Below are 20,282 nucleotides of genomic sequence, written 5' to 3' on the forward strand. Positions count from 1 at the left end.
AACGTAAAAACGCCCAATAATTGTTGTTTTTTTATACTACATTAAAACAAGCGGTTGCATAATTAATTCATAAAAAGTGTGATTTTTATACAGGGTTTATTTGCAACTTACCCACAGTTTATGCTTGCCACGTGATTAGTTGACTATTTTGTACCAAATCTCGTGGTAGTGAGTTCTTAATTTTGTTTTTTTGCCATTTACCTAAGCCAATAGGGCAACCACATAAAGTTAATACCACCTCATCGGTTGCATTTGTTACCTCAGCTAAGCGGATATCTTTGCCTTGAAAGTAATCGTTTGCTTGCTGATCAGATAAGGCATAGGTATTTTTTACACAATGCCCACCGAATACAGTGGCAAATTCGTGCGTTAGCCGTACACCGTTCTTATGGATCATACCTAGCTGAATCCCCAACCGCGCATATTTAATTTTATTTTCAATTGCGTTAAACCCATCGGGGAATAACCAAAGCTCTTTATCACGCTGCATCAAGGTCCCTGATAGTGAGCTTAAACCAAACTGTTTTTTTATAGTCGCGCTAAAAATCTGGCTGGCTTTTTTATCAAATGGTTGAAAAGGGAAGGCCCCTTTTTTGATCTTTTGATTAGGATTATCAGCACTTGCAACTTTTTTAAACTTGGCGATAAAAAAGCCTTCACTATCGAATGTTTGCGGCCAAACGTGTAAATAACCTTCGTCAGTGGTTGCTTGCTCTGCATTTGGAAATAAGTTGGCTAAGCTTTGAGCTTCAATACAGTCAGGGAATTGCTCAAGCAAATAATCACACACTTGTTGGTTTTCAAGCGGTGTTAAAGTACAGGTTGAATACACTAAGGTGCCACCGGGTTTTAACGCATAAAAGGCGCTTTTAATTAAGCTTTTTTGTACTTTAGCAATATCTATATTCGACTCAATCGACCAGTTTTTTAGGGCGTCAGCGTCTTTACGTACTGTGCCTTCACCCGAGCAAGGCGCATCGAGCAATATGCTGTCAAAGCACTCGAACATGTAATCACCAAATACGACGCCATCAAAATGCGAGAGTGCACAATTACCGACACCCATTCGCTTTAACGTAGCACTAAGCACCTTTAAACGAGATGACGATAACTCATTGGCAACGAGCACACCTTGATTGTTCATCAATGCTGCTAATTGTGATGTTTTTGAGCCAGGTGCTGACGCCATATCGAGCACATGCGTAGCATCAAGGAGTGACTCTTTAAGTGCCATGGGTGGTAGCATTGAGCTTGCTTCTTGAACATACATTGCGCCACTTAAATGTAAGTCGGTATTACCGAGGGCCAGGGCATTTTCTTCATCTGCAGGACGCTCTAGCCAAAAACCATCTTCACACCAAGGAATTTGTGTTAACTGCCAGTCTTTTTGTTTTGCCGCAAGTTTAAACTCTTCAACTGACATTTTTAATGTATTTACACGTACGGACTTACGAAGTGGCTGGCGACACGCATTAATAAAGTCATCTAATGTTAGGTGCGCAGGTAAGTAGCTGGCTACATCATTTATAAAGTGTTGAGGAATATACGTGTTGGCGTTCAAGGCTGTGCTCACGAAGAAGAATAAAAGCGTATTCTATCATTTTCAATGTGTACTCATAAACATAAATTTGATGATATGACCTGTCGACACTTAAAGGGGGACTAACTAGTTATTAGAGATGTTAACTAGTATTTACTTAGTTTATGTCGACAATAATTCGTTTTAAGCTCCATTTTTGTCGATTTAAGGTTGACACAATTTCACATAAAGACCATAGTGTAACCATAAATTGTCGACAATCTTAAAGAAGTAAATAATGACACAAGACGCTTTTAGCAAAACGCTTATTACTACCGCATCGGATCAGGTGTTTGTCGATATGCGCCGTGAGATTGTTGAGGGTAGTATTGAGCAAGGCAGTAAAATTTCAGAGCCTGAGCTGGCAAAGCGTTATGGTGTAAGCCGCGCAACGCTTCGGGAAGCGCTGAACCGCCTTGAAAGTTGCTATCTAATTGAACGAAAGGCGAATGTAGGGTGTAGAGTAGTTGCACTTACCGCGGAGCGATTAATCGAAGTGTATCAAGTTCGCAGTGCTCTTGAAGGTTTAGCATGCCGCTTGGCTGCCGACAATATGGCAGCTGATGAAGTGCAAAGCTTAAAACAATTACTCAACCAGCATTTGCAAACACAACGAGTAAAAGAAGGCGAGTCTTATTACCAAGAAGCGGGTGATTTAGACTTTCATTATCGAATTATCAAAGCCAGTAAAAATGAGCACCTTATTCATTTATTAAGCAACGGTTTATATCAGTTAATTCGCATGTACCGTGTGCAAATGGGCATGGTAGGGCCGCGGGTATCTAAAGCGTTTGATGAGCACTTAGCCATTATTAACGCGATTGAAAACCATGATGGTGAATTAGCAGAGTTATTGATGAAGCGCCACATAAGTGCCTCGCAAGCAAACATCCAAACAAAGTTCGACTTGTTAGCAGCACAAAAGAAGGCTGCACAGTAATTTAAGACAGTCACACTGTCATAGTAAGTATTTAAAAATAAACGCTGCCTCGAGCAGTGACCGTTCAAAGGAGACAGCAATGTCAGCAGGATCAAAGTTTAAACAGGCGATAGCAAACAACCAGCCATTGCAAGTGGTGGGGACTATCAACGCTTATACAGCCATGATGGCTGAAAAAATGGGTCACCAAGCAATTTATTTATCTGGCGCCGGTGTCGCGAATGCCTCTTTCGGCATGCCTGATTTAGGTATGACCAGCCTTGATAACGTACTTGAAGATATCCGCCGTATCACCGGTGCCAGTGACTTACCTTTATTGGTTGACGCAGACACAGGCTGGGGCGGGGCATTTAACATTGCGCGCACAGTAAAAGAAATGACTAAAGCTGGCGCGGCAGGTTTTCATATTGAAGACCAAGTTGCGCAAAAGCGTTGTGGTCATCGTCCAAACAAAGAAATCGTAAGCCAAAGTGAAATGGTTGACCGTATAAAAGCCGCAGTTGATGCTAAAACTGACAGCGACTTTTACATTATGGCGCGTACTGATGCGTTTCAAAAAGAAGGCTTAAACGCGGCGATTGACCGTGCTGCGGCCTGTGTTGAAGCGGGCGCTGATGCCATTTTTGCTGAAGCCGTGCATGACCTTGCTGATTATCAAGCATTCACTAAAGCGTTAAATGTGCCAATTTTGGCAAACATCACCGAATTTGGCCAAACACCAATTTATACTAAAGAGCAGTTAAGTGATGTTGGCGTGCAAATGGTACTTTACCCGTTAAGTGCGTTTAGAGCGATGAATAAAGCAGCGTTAAACGTGTATTCAGCTATTTTGAATGAAGGCTCACAACAAAGCCAAATCGAGAACATGCAAACACGTGCTGAACTCTATGACTTTTTAGATTATCACACGTATGAAAACACCCTTGATAACCTTTTTTCAGCAAATAAATAATAACAATAAAAAATAGTAGGAGAATACTCATGGTCGATAAAGTATTAGGTGGCGCAGGACTTCGCGGGCAAGTAGCAGGTCAAACAGCATTATGTACAGTAGGGCAAACAGGCTCAGGTTTAACATATTGTGGTTACGATATTAGCGAGCTTGCAGACAAAGCACAATTTGAAGAAGTATCATTTTTACTTTCACGTGGCGAGTTGCCAACTACCTCAGAACTTGCAGAATATAAAGCTAAACTTAAAAGCCTACGTAGTTTGCCAGATGCACTTAAAACAGTGCTTGAGAATATTCCAAAAGATGCTCACCCAATGGATGTAATGCGAACAGGCTGTTCAATGCTGGGCAACCTTGAAATGGAAAACGACTTTAGTGGCGCAGATGATGCAATTGACCGTATGGTTGCAATATTCCCAAGTGTTATTTGTTATTGGTACCGCTTTACTCATGATGGTGTGCGTATTGAAACACAAACGGATGATGACTCTGTCGGCGCGCATTTTTTGACAATGCTGCATGATGAAGCGCCATCTGAGCTTTTTGCTCAAGTCATGAATGTATCGCTTATTTTATATGCCGAGCATGAATTTAATGCATCAACCTTTACAGGGCGTGTATGTGCGTCAACCTTGTCTGATATTCATTCATGTGTAACGGGCGCAATTGGTACTTTACGTGGTCCATTACACGGTGGTGCTAATGAAGCTGCAATGGACATGATCCAAGGGTTTACGAGTGCAGAACATGCTGAGCAAGAAATTATGGGTATGCTTGAGCGTAAAGACAAAATTATGGGCTTTGGTCATGCGATTTACCGTGAGTCGGATCCGCGTAATGTGATCATTAAAAAATGGTCTGAAAAATTAGCGGCAGAAGTAGGTGACGATGTGCTTTACCCGGTATCAGTACGTTGTGAAGACGTTATGTGGCGTGAGAAAAAACTATTCTGTAATGCTGATTTTTTCCATGCATCGGCTTATCACTTTATGGGTATTCCGACCAAACTGTTTACGCCTATTTTTGTTATGAGCCGTGTAACAGGCTGGACAGCACACGTTAAAGAGCAGCGTGCGAATAACCGTATCATTCGCCCAAGTGCTGACTATACTGGCCCAGAAGCACGTAGCTATACACCAATCGAATCACGTTAAAAGACTCAGTGAGCACAGCAACACAGTGCTCACTTTTTCTATTGCACATAGCTATTAGCTGATAGTTTTTCAAACTCTCCTTAAACACGCTACCTGTGTGCAAACACCGTCACCCAATTAGCGAGTCTCATCATGACTATTATTAATAATACCCAATTTCGAAAACCGCTGCCGAACAGCAATGTCGATTACTTTGACACGCAAGCCGCCGTTGATGCCATTAAACCGGGCGCTTATGCAACACTGCCTTATACTTCGCGTGTATTAGCAGAGAACTTAGTTCGCCGCTGTGAGCCTGATATGCTCAATGCTGCCTTGTCACAATTGATTGAACGTAAGCAAGATTTAGATTTTCCGTGGTACCCAGCACGCGTTGTTTGCCACGATATTTTAGGACAAACAGCCCTTGTTGATTTAGCAGGTCTACGGGATGCAATTGCTGAGAGAGGGGGCGATCCGGCTAAAGTAAACCCTGTGGTGCCTACTCAGTTAATTGTCGACCATTCATTAGCTGTGGAGCATGCAGGTTTTGATCCTGACGCATTTGAGAAAAACCGCGCCATTGAAGATAGACGTAACGATGACCGTTTCCATTTTATTAATTGGACCAAAACTGCTTTTAAAAATATTGATGTGATCCCGCCGGGTAATGGCATCATGCATCAAATCAATCTTGAAAAAATGTCGCCAGTGATCCAAAACCGTGATGGTATTGCTTTCCCAGACACCTTAGTGGGTACTGATAGCCACACGCCTCATGTTGATGCATTAGGCGTGATTGCCGTTGGTGTGGGTGGCCTTGAGGCCGAAAGCGTTATGCTCGGGCGTGCATCATACATGCGCTTGCCTGATATCGTCGGTGTTGAACTTACAGGTAAACGCCAGCCTGGTATTACCGCAACAGATATTGTATTGGCGATCACCGAGTTTTTACGTGAGCAACGCGTAGTATCAACGTATTTAGAGTTTTACGGTGAAGGCGCAGACGCGCTTACATTAGGTGATCGTGCAACTATCTCAAATATGACGCCAGAATTTGGTGCAACAGCTGCCATGTTTTACATCGACCAGATGACCATAGACTATTTGCGTCTGACAGGGCGTGATGAAGAGCAAATAGCCCTTGTTGAAAACTATGCAAAAACCACAGGTCTGTGGAGCGACAGCTTAAAAACAGCTCAGTATGAGCGTGTGCTTAAATTTGATTTATCCAGTGTTGGCCGTAATATTGCAGGCCCTTCTAATCCTCATCGTCGTGTTGCCACTAAAGATTTAGCGACAACGGGGATCTCAGGTGTTGTTGAGAATGAACAAGGCTTGATGCCCGATGGTGCATGTATTATCGCCGCTATTACAAGTTGTACCAATACCAGTAATCCGCGTAATGTGATTGCTGCGGGCCTTATTGCACGTAATGCAAACGCAAAAGGGTTAAGCCGTAAACCTTGGGTTAAAACATCCCTCGCACCGGGCTCAAAAGCTGTGCAATCTTACCTTGAAGATGCCAAATTATTGCCTGAATTAGAACAGCTCGGCTTTGGTATTGTAGGTTTTGCATGCACTACCTGTAATGGGATGAGTGGCGCGCTTGACCCCGTTATTCAACAAGAAGTGATCGACCGTGATTTATACGCGACCGCGGTGTTATCAGGTAATCGTAACTTTGATGGTCGTATTCACCCTTATGCAAAACAAGCCTTCTTGGCATCTCCGCCGCTTGTTGTGGCTTATGCCATTGCAGGCACTATTCGGTTCGATATTGAAAAAGATGTCCTCGGGCAAGATCAACAAGGTAACGACATTACCCTTAAAGATATTTGGCCATCAGATGAAGAAATTGATGCAGTAATAGCACAAAGCGTTAAACCTGAGCAGTTTAGAAAAGTATATGAGCCAATGTTTAATTTAACCGTTGATTATGGTGAAGATAACGACCCACTTTATGATTGGCGTGAGCAAAGTACCTATATACGCCGTCCACCGTATTGGCAAGGTGCACTTGCCGGTGAGCGCACCATGAAAGGGATGCGTGCGTTGGCTGTGCTTGGCGATAATATTACCACTGATCATTTATCACCTTCTAACGCGATTTTAGCCAGCAGTGCGGCAGGTGAGTACCTTACAAAAATGAAGGTGCCAGAAGAAGACTTTAACTCTTATGCAACACACCGTGGCGATCACTTAACGGCGCAGCGCGCGACGTTTGCAAACCCTAAATTACTCAACGAAATGGTCATTGAAAACGGCGAAGTTAAACAAGGCTCTTACGCACGAATTGAACCTGAAGGCCAAGTTACCCGCATGTGGGAAGCAATAGAGACTTATATGGAGCGTAAACAACCACTGATTATTGTAGCGGGGGCTGATTACGGCCAAGGTTCGTCACGAGATTGGGCCGCAAAAGGTGTACGCTTAGCTGGCGTTGAAGTTATTGCAGCTGAAGGGTTTGAACGTATTCACCGTACTAACTTAATTGGTATGGGGGTGTTGCCCCTTGAATTTAAATCTGGCACTACACGTAAAACGCTCAAACTGGATGGTAGCGAAAGCTATGATGTTGAAGGTGAGTTATCACCCGGGGGCGATGTTAACCTAACGATTACTCGTGCAAATGGCGATGTAGTTACCGTTGCAACTAAGTGTCGAATTGATACACAAGAAGAGCTGTCTATTTATGCTGCTGGGGGCGTATTACAACGCTTTGCACAAGACTTTTTAGAAGCTAGCCAAAGCGCGTAAGGAGCAATCATGACATTTAAACCACAAATTAAAGTGCCCGCAACCTATATGCGCGGTGGTACTAGCAAAGGCGTTTTTTTTAATTTAACGGATTTACCAGAGGCCGCCCAAGTAGCGGGCTCTGCCCGTGATGAGTTACTACTTCGTGTTATTGGCAGCCCTGATCCTTATGGCAAACAAACAGATGGCATGGGCGGGGCGACATCAAGTACCAGTAAAACGGTTATCTTAAGTAAAAGTGAGCAGCCCGAACACGATGTTGATTACTTATTTGGCCAAGTGGCGATTGATAAGCCTTTTGTAGATTTCAGTGGTAATTGCGGCAATCTCACCTCAGCTGTCGGTGCTTTTGCAATAAGTAACGGACTAGTTGATAGCGCACGTATTCCAGAAAACGGGATAGCTATAGTACGAGTGTGGCAAGCTAATATTAAAAAAACTATCTTAGTGCATGTGCCAATTACACAAGGCGAAGTACAAGAAACCGGAGATTTTGAACTCGATGGTGTGACATTTCCAGCAGCTGAAGTAAAGCTTGAGTTTATGAACCCAGCAGACGGTGATGGTGCATTATTCCCAACAGGAAATGTCGTTGATGAGCTTGAAGTGCCAGAGTTTGGTTCACTCAAAGCGACGATGATCAACGCAGGTATTCCTACTGTGTTTGTGAACGCACAAGATATTGGCTATACCGGTACAGAGCTACAGGACGATATAAATAACGACGAGCAAGCCCTAGCTAAGCTTGAGTCTATCCGTGCCCATGGCGCCGTTAAGATGGGGTTAATCAGCAATATAAATGAAGCCGTAGGTCGCCAACACACACCTAAGGTGGCATTTGTTAATAAGCCTACTTCTTACACAGCATCAAGCGCAAAAGAGATAACTGATTCCAGTATTGATTTAGTAGTACGCGCAATGTCGATGGGTAAGCTGCATCACGCCATGATGGGCACAGCGGCGGTTGCAATAGGCACCGCTGCTGCAATACAAGGCACTTTAGTGAATTTAGCTGCGGGTGGCGGTGAGTTAAGCGAAATAAATTTTGGTCATCCATCAGGCACCTTAAAAGTCGGCGCGCAGGCTAAGTTAGTCAATGGTAATTGGCAAGTAACAAAAGCCAGTATGAGCCGCAGCGCAAGGGTATTGATGGAAGGGGTTGTGCGTGTACCTTACGATCTCAATGGAGCAAATCACTAAAATAACTGCAAAGTGATTTTACATATGTGAAAGAATGTAAATAGTCCAACAAAGGGGGGGAATCCCCCCAATCTACAGTAAAAAGAATCTATTAAATTAGATCGACAAATTATACTAGCTAGAGTTTGAATACATCTCCTTGTTTTTATTTACTTTTATTTATCCCTGCAATGGTGTTGAAGAGCTTAAAAGAGATTGAATTTTAAATTAGTAATTACCGCAAATTGTCATAAATCAATGCTAAATTAGAAAACTCATAAGAATTAATGGCTCATTACATAAGTATGTACAGCCTGATACAAAATTTTAACTTAATAGTTCAATCATATTGATGTAGTCTTATCTTAAATAGTACTATTTAATAACAAGCGCTCAAGGAGATTTACATGGCGACTAAAATAATAAAATTTACTCCAATCGCAGCCTCGGTTGCACTGACACTCGGCCTAACAGGTTGTGGTTCGGATAATGACAACAATAAATATGTTAAACCGGATCCTGTCACAGTATATAACGCCGAAGTATCTACTAACTTTAATACGCAAGTATCTGGTAAAGCGGTAAAAGGTGCTTTAAGTAAAGCACAACTGAGCGTAACAACGCTTAACGATGCTGGCGAAGAAATCCCCGTCGCTTTTCGTTTACAAGCCGCAGATGAAAGCTTTACTGCTGAATCAACGACATCTCAAGCTGATGCCGATGCAAGCGCACAAGCTAAAGTTTTAGAATCTAACCCTGAGTCGGTGATGACCGCGGTAAATGGTGCGTATAGTATCTTTATCGAAGATGATTTTACCGGACCTCTTACTATTACAGTAACCGCTGCAAAAGAAGGCGATGAGAGCTACGTTAAGTGTGACTCTTTTGTTGGTTGTGGTGATTACGCAGAAACGCCAGCAGCATCTGAAGAAGCAGGAATGGTAAATAATGGCGATGCAAGCATTGATTTTGGCGAGTGGTATAAAGATGATTTAACACTGCAAGTTGTTAAATATATTAAAGCACCGGAAACAGCGGCTAGTAATGTACGAAACGCAAATTTTGCCGAAGGGGATGCATCAGTCAACTCATATTTTGCAAACGTGACTTTATACACAAGTATTGCTGCGAAAATGCTACTTGATTCAGCAAAAGAAGGAACGGCTGTATCAGATGACACAATTGCAACAGCGAGCCTTAAAACTTTAGTGCAAGTACTCGGCCCAGATACGGCAATAAAGGCATCTGCTTTACTTGCAGATATTTCACTGGGCGGTGCAGTCGATTTTACCGATATTAGCGAAGGCGATGCGTTAGATGCTGGAACATTAGCACTTGTTCAAACTGCCGTATCATTGCAGTCACTTGCAGGGACCGAGGAAAATGGCTCGTTGAGCGATGTTATTGCTAACCTTTCAACCGCGGTGCAAGAAGGTAAAGTAGCAAATAATGATAATGACGCGATAAAACATATTGCGGCTGAGCTACAAAAAGCCGTTGAGAATACAAGCTTAATTTTTGCTGCCGTAATTACAGGTGAAGGTATTGATGAAGCGTTTGCCAAAGTTGCAGAGAATATGGGGATCACTGACCCTGAAGCGATTGCAAAATTAAAAAGCAATGCAACCGCTGCCGTTGAAAATGTAAAAGCGAAAGCAACTGAAGCCGGTGTTGGCGAAGATTTAATTGAGACTGCGAAAGAAGTTAAAGATGCGCTTGAAGAAATTGGCTGTACAGACAACTGTGATGTAGGAGAAGACTTTGATGCTCAAGTTGCTGGCGAAGTAACAGCACAAATTATGGCTACCCAAGGTTTTATTGAGTTAGTTGCTCCGCAAGTAGAAGGTGCAGAAACAGCATTAGAGACAGTTGTCGAATTAGGTGATGCTGGCCTTGAAACATCAGAGCAAGTTTTAGCCTTTAATGATGCTGTCTTTGCTTTGTCTACTAACCTACCACAATACAATGAGTGGCAACTTGCAATTCAAACAGCCTTAACGAAAGCAAATGGTTTGGTAGCCACTGCGCAAATCCTTGCGGATAAAGATGATAACTATGATCAGCTACTTGCTACCGCACAAACCCTTGAAACTGATTTAACATCGGGTCTTGCAGAAGTAAACGCGATAATTGCAGGTGTTGAGGCGCAAGTAACTCGTGCCAGCGATGCGGTTACCGCTTTGGGCCTAGAGCTCGATGTAGCTATTGCAAATGCGACAGCCGCATCAACGAGCATCGCTACAGCGCAAAGTACAGTTGAGACTTCTGCTGCAGCATTAGAAACCGCGATGATAGCCGTGGATGCTGCTATGCTCGCTAATTCTGAGATAGCCGCATCTGCAATTGAAGTTGCTAACACTGCGATTATAGCGGCACAACAGCTAGCAGCTGATGCTCAGCAGCTTGAGCTTGCTGCTACAGCAGGCTCATCAGCAGCAGTTGCCTTAGAAGCGCTGGCAGAAGAAGAGGCTGATAAAAATTTAGCAACAGAACTTGCTGCATCAGCAACGAGTGCGATGACTTCGTCAACAGAACTTGTAAGCCAAGCGGCAACTGCTTTATCAACAGCACAAACATTACTTAATGATGCAACCATGGCCGTTGCTAAGTTTGAGTTCCTTACTCAAGTTAAAGCGGATACAGCAACTATAAGCGACGTTTCACTTGTGACTAAAACAGGTGGTAAAGCGGCATTTGATGTAGGTGAAATGGTGTATGACGTTTTAGATGAGGCTTATGACTTAGGTGATGAAGCCACTGATGTTGTATCAACTCGTTACCCACAATGGACATATAGCTTTAATAAGACAAACCAAGGTGACCAACGTCTGTTTTTAACACTTAGCCACGAAGATGGTGAGCAATTTGTTGAATTAAAAGGTGAGTATATCTATGACTCAAGTAAAACCGAGGCACCTGCGCGTTTAGCGTTAGCCTATAAAGGTTACCTTGCAGTTGATGTGCTTGATGACAACGATGAAGTTACTCACACAGTAATGGCATCCTTAGGTAATTCAAACGATGACTTATCAATAGTTGCATCAGCGTGTTTAGCTGGTAATGCAGAGCCAGGTGATACATGCGCTGTGTTTGATTTTAGTGGTGATGTTTCATTTGATGATATTTTTGACAGCTCTTTAGTTAACATGGAATCGGGGAATCAGTTAAGCTTCACTGATGGCGATGTCGGTTTCATTGGTACTGTTAATATCAGTGGTAATGATATGACTGAAATGGTAAATATTACTGCTTCAGGTGTGGCGAGTGAGCTTGATTTCACAGCTATGCTTTGGCTAGATGATTCAGAAGAAGATGATACTTATGGTGTTGACGTTAAACTCCATAATGAAATTAACTACAGTATTTCAATGTCAGCTTCTGATAGTGATGAAGAGTTTAAAGGCTCTGTAGAAGCGACATATAACGACATGATGATGCAGTTTGGTACTGTAACTGAAATCACAAATGGTATTTCAGTAGAGTACATTGATGGTACAGTGATTGATTATACCGATATTACATTCTTAGACGAATCTAAGTAATGTAACGATAAGAGGGAGAAATACTCTCCCTCTTAACTACAATAATAACAAGTGATAAAAGTATGAAAAAAAAAATTCTTACGTTAGGATTTTCCACACTACTAATTTCCCCATTTAGCTACGCAGATAGCGATTTTCAAATTTTCTCAACGTTTGATTCTGAAGTTTATACCGAAGCACAACCCGTTAAAGCATTTATTGATGATTTTGATGCACCGCTAACCTCCGGTGATAGCGCATTCACTTATAATGTATTTGAACTTGGTGTTGGTTACGGTAATTTTAAAATTGGTTATCAAAGCCGTTTTGATTATGTATTAAGTTTTGATCCTGACACGGCTAAATACTTGCATACCGAAAAAAATGACCTGCCATTTGAAGAGCGCGATTATGTTTATTATTTAGATGGTAAACAATCGACTACCAATGGTTTATTTATCTCTTATGATTTTAAATTTTTAGAGTCAGATGCGCTTACAATCACGCCTAAACTTACTGTGTTCGCCAGTACTCATTTTCAAGATGCAAATGTAGAGGGCACAGTATACAGTGATGAAATCCAAGGGGCGTTAGAGGTTGATTATTATTTTTCAAAAGATGTGTTATTTAAGCGTTTTACTCCCGATGAAAATCCATCAGGCATAGGTTACAGCTTTGATTTAGCCGCTGATTGGAAGATAAATCAAGATTTAACTCTAGGTTTCTTGGCACAGGATTTATTTTACGAAACAGAATATAAAGACAGCGGCTTTGTTAATGGTTATACCACTGAGGTACCATTTACAGAGACTTCAGACGGTGGCATTGCTACAGAACCGACTATACGCCTAGCCACATCTGAACTGGGCCACGAAAAAACGCACACTTATGAAATGCCTGTCCGGTTAAAAGCCTATGTGGATTATCGTATTAATTCACAGTTCTCTAGCGAAATAATGATAAAGCGTTACGATAAAGATACTTTCTCACAAGTAAAAGGGCGTTTTCACTTTTGGGATCATTGGGCTTTAATTGGTGGTTATGAAACTAATAGTGAATCATTTTTAGTTGGTATAGAAAATGATTATTTTGGGTTAAATGTACAAACAGATAATCTAAATATTGATAAAGCCTATTATGCCAATTTGAATTGGTATATGAAGTTAGCGTTTTAAGGATCACCTATGTTGAAAAAAATATTATCAAGCTGCTTCATTTTGGCGCTAACAGGATGTGGTAGTTCTTCTGATGACTCATCTAACACCGATTCAACTTCGCTTACTGTTGAAACATCATCGACGGTTAGCTTTTATATTGCACCTTGGCAAAGTTCAGCTGGAACGCTAATTATTAGTAGCGAAGACTCTTCTGAAGTTGAAACGCTCATTGTTGAAGACATTAATTCAGTGACATTGCAGATTGATAGTTTAAATTATCATCGCGTTGAGTTTATCTCTGAATCAACCAGTTTAACGTGTCCGAGCTTTGATGGTTGCGGCCGTACCCTTAGAGATAACGAAAATGATCTTAATGGCAATCGTGTTTTAGATTTTGAAGAAGTAATGCCGTTTTCTTTAAGTTATAAAGCTATATTCTTTACCGCGCCTGGGGAAAATAAAGTATACCTTTCACCTTTGAGCTCACTTGCTGTCGATGAAAGCTTAGATATGAGCCTTGCAAGCTTAAGTGCAACACCTTTCTATCATTTAACGCATAGTCAGCTGAATGATAACCTTGAAGCTGAAATTTTGACTAATGCACTAACTTATGGCGTGATTCTGCAAGCTGCAAAAGAGGTGGAAGCGAACCTTGGCACAGATATTGACCCGCAAACTTCCATCACGCCTGAATTATCAGGTATCGCAGATTATGCGCTCTATGCGCAGCAATACGCCACAGAAAACCTACTAAATATCAAAGGTAATCAATTGATCCAAGCCGTCATCGGGGATGTTAAACAACGTGTGTTTTCAATTGGCCAGCTTAGCCAAACACAACCTTTTGATACCAGTGATCAAGCTCTTGAATCAACAGCGTTGCTTGAAGATGTTCGTGATGTAATCGGTGTTATTCGACTACAAGAACAAAAGTATAGCGATGAACTTGAAGCGAAGTTAAATGAAGCTGAAATATTACTCGACTCTGACTCTCAGCAAACAGTTCTTGCACTGAGTAATGTAATTTATGATGTACTCTCAAATTTTTCACCTATTTCAGATGCAGGTTCTGGTACTTATAGTTTGGGTGATCTAAATATTGTTTATACAGATTCCCCTTATACATGGCAGATCACCGGACAATATAATAATCAGCAAATTGCTATTGATATGAATGTACCAAAATGGCAAATCAGCAGCGTGCTGGGCAATCAAATTATTGGTCAGTTGAATGCAAAAATTAGTAATGATTCAACAGTTCTGACTGTTGATGTAAGTGAACTTGTTATTAGTTTTGATGGCACAGATGATCCTTTTGAGCTTGAGCAAGATGAAGTCACAGGCATTGGCACGATTACTACTGATATTTTGCTTGAAAAAAGCAATAGTCAGCTGGTAGGTAAAATTACGGCATCTATTGATAGGTTTGTAAGTCCATTTGAAGAATTGTTAACTGTAGTGTCAGGCTTTGATTTTGATGGTGAAATAAATTCTGATTTGCAGACTACGGGAATAACTTTTCAGGCTATTGAAACTACGCCATTTATTAATGAAGTGAATGCCAATATCGATTTCTCATTACAACTAGATATGCCTTTGCAAGGGGCCCCTGGTTTTAAGCTAGCTTATGTTGGCGAGCTTGATGAGTTAGATAATATAAGTAACGCAGATTTATTTTTAACTCTGGAGCAACGAGCTCTTGAACTCACACTGCGTCAAGTGGGTGAAAATATCAATGCAGTCATCAAGGGACAACATGGTAGGTGGCTTGATATTAAACAAAAGGGTCGAAATTACAGCGGCGGTTTATATTTCGGTGATACCCAAATTGCTGATGTTACCGCAGTTAGAGGTGTTCCGGGGATATTATTTCCTGATGGCACATTTGAATCGTTGTTTTAAACCTATTTTGGCTGCCTCACTGAGGGAGGTGGCCATAAATTTTAGTAGTTAAACCTTATAACCACTGTTCATACCCTAAGCTTATTTTAAAGGCATATTTTACTCCAACAATAATTGCTTTTTCGCTTCTGATTATCGGCTTCATTAAACAACACACCGTCAGACGCTTGTCGTGTGACCTCAGGTAATAAAGCACTCTCTATTCGTGATCTTGCCCTGAGATTAAACTTGCCAAATTCAGGAATTAAATAACGCTCAAAGATCATAGACACATTTTTAATATGACTAATTTTCCAATGAATTTTACTTTCTTCTAGCCACTTATAATTGACCGTATCGAAATTAGGTATGCTCTGTAAAGTAACATCAGCTCTATTCGTTGCATTAGCTTTTATCTGGTCATCAAACAGTTTAAAAGCCTTGTAGCGGTTGCTATTCGGAAACATATCTCGGTAAACAAAACGCTCGAGCATAATTTGAATTTCAATATTTTCTAGAACTTTCTCAAGTTTGATACGATTAGCTTCTGTATCCTTGAGTAAGGTCTGCTCACGACATCGTATATTTTGATAATAAAAATCAAAAAACAACTTATCGTTTCGGCTTCTTACACTAGCCATAACATACACCTCCACTTGCGAGAGGAATGACAAATTCGCGTTCAGCTTTAGACGTGGTGTTGTACATTTCTTCCATTACACTTTCTAAAAGGTAAAGTATTTTTCTTGATCCAAAAGGTCTAATGTAATGCTCACCCTCAAAAAATATTGTCTTTCAACTTACGGTTAATGTAATCTGGGCTGAACTTAATAAGGCTTGAAAGTTCTTTAGCAGAAAGCAAAGTAAATTCATTTTTAATCATAAAAGCATCTTTACAAGAAACTAAAGTGATTGAATTATACATAAAGTATCCTGTAAAGAAATTTTTAAATAATTGGTTGTATTAAAATGATTGTTTATAACTTAAAGGAATTAATCGAAGCTAAGTCATTGAAAGAATGACGTAAAATTACGTTAGATGAAGTTGCAAATGCCGCAGGAGTAAATAAAGCCGCTATGTCAAAAATGGCTAATAACAATAATTACTCAACAACTACGCGTACTTTGGATGCATTATGTGCTTACTTCGATTGTAAAATAGAAGAAATAATTACTCAACAACTACGCGTACTTTGGATGCATTATGTGCTTACTTCGATTGTAAAATAGAAGAAATAATTACGTATGAAAAGTAATGAGATCAAAATAATTTCGTTGCTATATCAGTTTATGCACCAGATAGAATATCTTGATAAATACCCGGCTTGTTCATTGCCTCAATACCACGACATTCTAAAGTATTCTGGTTAAGTCCAACCGGACACTTCATTTTGTAATTTCTCATAATGAATTGGCGTTAAGTTACCAAGTGTTGTATGCAGTCTTTCATGGTTATAATATTTTATGTGCTCGTTAACTAGTCAGTAAACATTTAACACCGTGAGTAGCCTAATGAGTACTCAGCACAGTTGTAAACAAGCGGACTAATACAGCTGTAATGCTTATACACGCTGTTTATTAACTTTCTAGGCCATGAACACAACGTAACAAAGTAATTTCAGCCGTTTGTAAATGTTTCTCTAAACTTAAGATGGCCCCGGCATTATTATGGGTGACTAAATTATTCAATAAATCAATATGCTCATGGATGGCGATAGTAAAGCGCTCAAGCTCTCCAGTCTTATCCCATTGATAATGGTAGTGACAGACAAAGGACACAATATCAAAAAATTGCTTTGTAAAGCGGTTCTTTGCACTTTTAAGAATAATAAAGTGTAGCTCTCTATCAAGATCTGGAAATTCTAAATACCGATTTTTCATATCTAAGCTAACTTCCTGATGTTTAACTAAAAGCTCTCTTAATTCTTGCCAGACAGGATGGTCTTTAGGCTGCTTTAATAGCTCGGTGATAGCACGCATCTCCACCATTTCTCTAAATGAAATGAGTTCTCGGGCAAAGTCCTCGTCAAATTTAACCATTTTCCAGCGGCCACGCGGTATTTTCTCAATGAGACCATTATTAGAAAATTTAATCAGAAATTCCCTAACACTAATGGTGGTACAGCCGGAGTTCTTCGCTAGGCTTAGTTCAGAAAATCGATCTCCGGGTAGTAATTTTCCATGATGTATTAGGCTCATGAAATATTTTTCTATCTGCTTATCCTTCGTTGATGCTTTATCTTCAATATCAAAAAAGTCACTGTCTTGAGGTTGGCGCAATACAACTTTGTGAGATCCTTGTCGCTTAACTAAGCCATTTTCTATTAGATGCTCAACACAGGCTCTAACAGTCGTACGACTTATTTTTAGTTGCCTCGTTAATTCCATATCATTGGCCATAATATTCTGATCTTCAGGTAGTTCTTGGATATGGTCCAACATCAGGTTGATAGATTGTTTGAACAGATATGTTTTATTCGATTCCATTTTTATCTCGCTTGTTGTAAACGTCATCCATACTATTGAGAAATATCATTATTTAAGCAGAATTTTATAGTTAATTAGCACGTACTTTAACACCACTTTTAGTTTAAACTGGAGTTATTTATAAAACAATTGCTTTTGAGGTATTAGAAGGGGCGCGGCATTTCTATCGAAGTGGTTGTTTAAGTTACTGGTTTTTAGTTGAGCTTCTTTAATACCCATTGGCGATAACGTGTCATCCATTTTTAGAGCAGTTTAAGGTTAACGGCACTTTTACTGTCATGTTAGTTGCCGCTACGCCACCCGAACTAAGGGGTGGCGCAATGAATTATGGTTATTTATTTAGATGGGGAGCCGACCCATCTTGCGTTTTTATTTGTTCTAATAGCTGGCGTAACTGACGGGCTTTTTCTGGGTGCTTTTCAATGAGATTAAAGCGCTGCCCACTGTCATTTTGCATATCAAATAATTGGCCCTTTTCGTTATCGTCAGTTTGATAACCATGTTTTTTTTGCCAATTTTCATAATTGAAGCGTGCCAAATTACCATTTTGATTGCCCGAGGGGGCATCAATAAAGGTCCAATCATTGCTACGAATGGCAAATTTTCCTTTAGTTGTATTATGAACCAAAGCGTGACGAGGACTTTTAGCAGATTGACCTGTCCAGAGCCGCAATAAGTTAAAGGAGTCTTCGGCAGCATCGCCTGGTAGGCTAAAATCGATAATGGCAGCAATGGTGGCCATTAAATCAATTTGCGACACTAATTCATCGGTCTTGCTATTGGCTTGCACATGATTTGGCCAGCGCACTATCATCGGCACTCTATGGCCGCCTTCATAGGTATCTCGTTTTAAGCCGCGAAAAGGATAAGATGACCAGTGATCAAATTTTTGATCTCTAAGGTATGCGTAATTTTCAGGGCCGTTATCGGAGCTAAAAATAATTAGCGTATTGTCTGTAATGCCAGCTTTATCGATAGCACTAAGGAGTTGACCAATCGAATCATCGGTTTCCACTATCAGATCGCCATACGGCCCTGCCAGCGAAGTATTGTCAAACTCGTCATTTGGAATGATAGGGGCGTGAGGAGAAGGGTAGGCAAAGTATAAAAAGAAAGGTTGCTGATGTTTGGCTTTTTCAGTAATAAAATCGATGCCTTTTTGGGTGGTGGTGGGAATATTTTCATAAGGATCCCACCCGGTTATCATTGGGCCCTCTCGATAACGCATTTTTCCTTCTTTATTTTTCCATAAGGTACCATCGACCATCGTGTCGGGTATTTGGGTTACGCGGTTATTTTTGATCCAGACATAGGGCGGAAAGTTAATTACGTTGTCTCCAAAGTAATAGTCAAAGCCATGGGCGGTTGGCCCGTTTTCTATTGCTTTGTGCCAATCAAAATCGTTGGGCGCAACTGCGCTTAGCGGCGCATCTTGCTTTCTGATAGAGCTCCAATCCCAACCTAAATGCCACTTGCCAATGGCTGCCGTGGTGTAGCCTTTTTGTTGCAACATTTCTGGCAGAGTAAGTTGCTCAGGGTCAAAAACAGACTCTCCGAATGTCTTTACAATGTCGTGGAATTTACGCCAATGATATTGCCCAGTCAGTAATGCATATCGAGAAGGGGAACAGACACCCGATGACGAATGAGCATCGGTAAAGCTTAGCCCTTGCATCGCTAATTTATCTAAATTAGGGGTAGGTATTTTAGAGCTTTGATTAAAACTACCTAAATCGCCAGCCCCTAGATCATCGGCATATAAAATCACGATGTTAGGTAACTGCTTAGCACTGGGCTTTGCCTGGCTGACCGGGTTATCGTTTGAACATGCTGACGTGAATGCGATAGCGACGATTAATAGTAGCTTCTTTACAAACGGTACCGGTATTTTTCTATGTCTATTATTAAAAATCATATTGAGATATTCCTGCAGACTCACACTTCGGTTTATATTTAAATTAAAGTTTTACTGGTAAATTTAAAAGATAACAGCTTTAATTGGTTTTAACAAAGATTCAACACTGATATTAAACGAGTGATCACTTTTATAGTGGCAGTGAATAATAAAATGCCACTGTTAAGTTATCGCTGTATATAAAGGTAAATGTAAAATTACGATACCTTGTTTATATATAAAATATATTTTTACATACGAGATTATCTTGTGTTAATCTGATGTTATCTAGATCTTTCGTGATTTAAAGGATTGTAAAAACAAGTGAGCGAGCCGAATGTTTATATTGCTTAATCGAACGTTTCAACCCGCATTAAAGCTCGATGGATTAGATATAGTTACTGGGTGACAGATGAGTTGTCATCAGTTTAAAAATTTCACACACAAACAGTTAAATAAGGATGTCACCATGAAAAATGTTTTAAAAACAACATTATCAAGTGTAGTTGTCACAGCACTATTATTTGTAGTTTCTACAGAGGCACACGCTAAAAAAAGTCGCTTTAGTAAACTCGATACTAATTCTGATGGCGCATTGTCAGTAGAAGAGTTTTCCGCAAAAATTAAAAATCCTAAAAAAGGTCCTAAGCGTTTCGCTCGATTAGATGTGGATGGAAATGGTTCACTGACGCCAGAGGAATTTGCAGCCCAAGCAAAAAAGAAGAAAAAGAAAAAAAATAAGTAAGTTAAATAGCAGTCTTTGAACAGTTAAGGTCCTTGTTGTATGCAAAGGCCTTAA

General features: G+C 40.5%; 14 protein-coding genes and 2 pseudogenes. 11 read left to right on the forward strand and 5 right to left on the reverse strand.

All coding sequences use genetic code 11. The features are described 5' to 3' along the window. Window positions 1-118: 118 nt before the first annotated feature. On the reverse strand, window positions 119-1,561 hold the full coding sequence (gene rsmF / locus AAEU30_RS13380; protein WP_421960913.1) for a 16S rRNA (cytosine(1407)-C(5))-methyltransferase RsmF: 1,443 nt from the start codon (window positions 1,559-1,561) through the stop codon (window positions 119-121). Window positions 1,562-1,817: 256 nt separating this feature from the next. Between rsmF and AAEU30_RS13385 the strand changes: the two genes are divergently transcribed. From AAEU30_RS13385 to AAEU30_RS13420, 8 genes are all read left to right on the forward strand, one after another. Continuing rightward, window positions 1,818-2,519, forward strand: coding sequence for a GntR family transcriptional regulator (locus AAEU30_RS13385; protein WP_421960914.1), 702 nt, complete (start codon window positions 1,818-1,820; stop codon window positions 2,517-2,519). A gap of 79 nt (window positions 2,520-2,598) precedes the next feature. Continuing rightward, complete coding sequence (gene prpB / locus AAEU30_RS13390; RefSeq protein ID WP_256825780.1) at window positions 2,599-3,471, forward strand: methylisocitrate lyase; 873 nt, start codon at window positions 2,599-2,601, stop codon at window positions 3,469-3,471. 29 nt (window positions 3,472-3,500) lie between these two features. Then, a complete protein-coding gene (gene prpC, locus AAEU30_RS13395; RefSeq protein WP_421960915.1) occupies window positions 3,501-4,625 on the forward strand; it encodes a bifunctional 2-methylcitrate synthase/citrate synthase in 1,125 nt (374 codons plus the stop codon). A gap of 132 nt (window positions 4,626-4,757) precedes the next feature. After that, window positions 4,758-7,364 carry a Fe/S-dependent 2-methylisocitrate dehydratase AcnD gene (acnD, locus tag AAEU30_RS13400; protein WP_421960916.1) on the forward strand — a complete coding sequence of 869 codons (2,607 nt, stop codon included), beginning with the start codon at window positions 4,758-4,760 and terminating at the stop codon, window positions 7,362-7,364. A 9-nt stretch (window positions 7,365-7,373) separates the two neighbouring features. Further along, window positions 7,374-8,564 (forward strand): 2-methylaconitate cis-trans isomerase PrpF, encoded by a 1,191-nt coding sequence (prpF, locus tag AAEU30_RS13405; RefSeq protein ID WP_421960917.1) that lies wholly within the window; start codon window positions 7,374-7,376, stop codon window positions 8,562-8,564. A gap of 386 nt (window positions 8,565-8,950) precedes the next feature. Beyond that, window positions 8,951-12,085 carry a hypothetical protein gene (locus AAEU30_RS13410; protein WP_421960918.1) on the forward strand — a complete coding sequence of 1,045 codons (3,135 nt, stop codon included), beginning with the start codon at window positions 8,951-8,953 and terminating at the stop codon, window positions 12,083-12,085. A 62-nt stretch (window positions 12,086-12,147) separates the two neighbouring features. Continuing rightward, window positions 12,148-13,239 carry a hypothetical protein gene (locus AAEU30_RS13415; protein ID WP_421960919.1) on the forward strand — a complete coding sequence of 364 codons (1,092 nt, stop codon included), beginning with the start codon at window positions 12,148-12,150 and terminating at the stop codon, window positions 13,237-13,239. Window positions 13,240-13,248: 9 nt separating this feature from the next. Further along, complete coding sequence (locus AAEU30_RS13420) at window positions 13,249-15,123, forward strand: hypothetical protein (RefSeq protein ID WP_421960920.1); 1,875 nt, start codon at window positions 13,249-13,251, stop codon at window positions 15,121-15,123. 86 nt (window positions 15,124-15,209) lie between these two features. Here AAEU30_RS13420 and AAEU30_RS13425 read toward each other — a convergent pair whose 3' ends face one another. After that, on the reverse strand, window positions 15,210-15,743 hold the full coding sequence (locus AAEU30_RS13425; RefSeq protein WP_421960921.1) for an Arm DNA-binding domain-containing protein: 534 nt from the start codon (window positions 15,741-15,743) through the stop codon (window positions 15,210-15,212). Between the two features lie 388 nt (window positions 15,744-16,131). Between AAEU30_RS13425 and AAEU30_RS13430 the strand changes: the two are divergent. Next, window positions 16,132-16,197 (forward strand): annotated as a pseudogene (locus AAEU30_RS13430) (hypothetical protein); the annotation flags it as partial. A gap of 98 nt (window positions 16,198-16,295) precedes the next feature. Continuing rightward, window positions 16,296-16,358 (forward strand): helix-turn-helix domain-containing protein, encoded by a 63-nt coding sequence (locus tag AAEU30_RS13435; protein ID WP_421960956.1) that lies wholly within the window; start codon window positions 16,296-16,298, stop codon window positions 16,356-16,358. Window positions 16,359-16,469: 111 nt separating this feature from the next. Here the strand turns inward: AAEU30_RS13435 and AAEU30_RS13440 are convergent. The 3 genes and pseudogenes from AAEU30_RS13440 to AAEU30_RS13450 all read right to left on the reverse strand — a co-directional run. Further along, window positions 16,470-16,580: pseudogene (locus tag AAEU30_RS13440) on the reverse strand (IS3 family transposase); the annotation flags it as partial. A gap of 100 nt (window positions 16,581-16,680) precedes the next feature. Next, window positions 16,681-17,589: a GntR family transcriptional regulator gene (locus AAEU30_RS13445; protein ID WP_421960922.1), complete on the reverse strand. Its 909-nt coding sequence runs from the start codon at window positions 17,587-17,589 to the stop codon at window positions 16,681-16,683. Window positions 17,590-17,920: 331 nt separating this feature from the next. Continuing rightward, window positions 17,921-19,504 (reverse strand): sulfatase family protein, encoded by a 1,584-nt coding sequence (locus tag AAEU30_RS13450; RefSeq protein ID WP_421960923.1) that lies wholly within the window; start codon window positions 19,502-19,504, stop codon window positions 17,921-17,923. Between the two features lie 448 nt (window positions 19,505-19,952). Here AAEU30_RS13450 and AAEU30_RS13455 point away from each other — a divergent pair, with 448 nt between their 5' ends. Beyond that, a complete protein-coding gene (locus AAEU30_RS13455; protein WP_421960924.1) occupies window positions 19,953-20,228 on the forward strand; it encodes an EF-hand domain-containing protein in 276 nt (91 codons plus the stop codon). Window positions 20,229-20,282 lie beyond the last annotated feature (54 nt).

Source organism: Pseudoalteromonas mucoides, assembly GCF_049257175.1.
Taxonomy (GTDB): domain Bacteria; phylum Pseudomonadota; class Gammaproteobacteria; order Enterobacterales; family Alteromonadaceae; genus Pseudoalteromonas.